The following is a 1917-nucleotide window of genomic DNA, read 5'->3' as shown; positions in this document are numbered from 1 at the left end:
GGGTGGCGCAACGGGCACACTCGGTCAGCGCCGGCGCCCACCCGGCCACCCCCATGGCGCGCAGCAGATAGGCGTCCAGCACCAGCTCGCGGGGCCGCCGGCCGTCAACCACCGCCCGCAGTGCGCCCACCGTCAGCCGGTGCAGCGCCGGTGCCGGCGCCCGCTCCACACCGGCCAGGCGTTCGGCGGTCTCCAGCATCGCACACGCGCAGGTGTAGCGGCCGTAGTCGCTGACGATGCCGGCGGCGAACGCGTCCAGCGAAACCGCCTGGGTGACGATGTCGAGGTTGCGGCCGGTGTGCAGCTGCACGTCGATGTGGGCGAACGGCTCCAGGCGGGCGCCGAACCTGCTGCGGGTGCGGCGCACCCCCTTGGCCACCGCGCGGACCAGCCCGTGGTCGCGGGTGAGCAACGTGATGATCCGGTCGGCTTCGCCGAGCTTGTGCTGGCGGCACACCACCGCCCGGTCCCGGTACAGCTGCATCAGATCAGTGTCGCACCGCGCCGTGACGTTGCCCGGGACGTCGACCGCGTGCCGATAGTCTTAGCGTCGATGACGCCCCCGCCCGCCTCCACCGCCCCTCGCTTCCCCACCCTGACCGACCAGCTCTACCAGCTGGCCAACGGCGCGGTGACCTCCGAGAAGCTGGTCCGCCGCTCGCTGAGCGCCATCGAAGACAGCCAGTCGACGCTGAACGCGTTCCGGGTGGTGCTCACCGAATCGGCGCTGGCCGACGCCGCCGAGGCCGACAAGCGCCGGGCCGCCGGGGGCACTGCGCCGCTGCTGGGCGTGCCGATCGCGATCAAGGACGACGTCGACTTCGCCGGAGTGCCCACCTATTTCGGCACCACCGGCCTGGTCGCACCGGCCGCCGTCGACGCCGAGGTAGTGCGCCGATTGCGCAAAGCCGGCGCGGTGATCGTCGGCAAGACCAACACCTGCGAGCTGGGCCAGTGGCCGTTCACCAGCGGCCCCGGCTTCGGGCACACCCGCAACCCGTGGTCGCCCGAGCGCACCCCCGGCGGCACGTCGGGCGGCAGCGCCGCCGCGGTGGCCGCGGGCCTGGTCACCGCGGCGATCGGCTCCGACGGGGCCGGCAGCGTGCGCATTCCCGCCGCGTGGGCACACCGGGTCGGCATCAGGCCGCAGCGCGGCCGCATCTCCACCTGGCCACTGCCGGAGGCGTTCAACGGGATCACCGTCAACGGCGTGCTGGCCCGCACCGTGGCCGACGCGGCGCTGGTGCTCGACGCCGTCTCCGGCAACGTCGACGGCGACCGGCACCAGCCGCCGCCGATCAAGGTGTCCGACTACGTCGGCAGGGCAACGGGCGAGCTGCGGATCGCGGTGTCCACCCGGTTCCCGTTCACCGGTTTCCGGGCCCGGCTGCATCCGGAGATCGCCGCCGCGCTGCGCACCGTCGCCAAACAGCTTGAGCTGCTTGGCCACAACATGGTAGCCGGCAACCCCGACTACGGCTTGCGGACGTCGTGGAACTTTCTGTCCCGGTCCACCTCGGGGCTGCTGGACTGGGCGGCACGGCTCGGCGCTCCCGCAAATAATGTCGACCTGGACCGCCGCACGGTGGCCAATATGCGCACCGGCCGGTTCCTGTCGCAGGCGATACTGCGCAGTGCCCGAGCCCACGAGACCAAGGACCAGCGCCGGGTCGGCTCGATCTTCCGCATCGTCGACGTAGTGCTGGCGCCCACCACCGCCCAGCCGCCGCCGCCGGTGGATGCCTTCGACCGACTGGGCAGCTGGGGCACCGACCGCAAGATGATCGCCGCCTGCCCGGTGACCTGGCCTTGGAACCTGTTGGGCTGGCCGTCGATCAACGTGCCGGCCGGGTTCACCTCCGACGGGCTGCCGATCGGCGTGCAGCTGATGGGCCCGGCCAACAGCGAAGGAATGCT

General features: G+C 72.2%; 2 protein-coding genes. One reads left to right on the top strand and one right to left on the bottom strand.

From position 1 onward, the window contains the following. On the bottom strand, positions 1–484 hold a 484-nt coding region (gene recO / locus AC2VON_RS17560), incomplete at its 3' end, for a DNA repair protein RecO (protein WP_486954095.1). Between the two features lie 69 nt (positions 485–553). Between recO and AC2VON_RS17555 the strand changes: the two genes are divergently transcribed. Beyond that, a partial coding sequence (locus tag AC2VON_RS17555; RefSeq protein ID WP_486954094.1) for an amidase occupies positions 554–1917 on the top strand: 1364 nt, incomplete at its 3' end.

The organism is Mycobacterium sp. TH-M82 (assembly GCF_057473605.1).
This window is presented reverse-complemented; position numbering and strand designations above follow the sequence as displayed.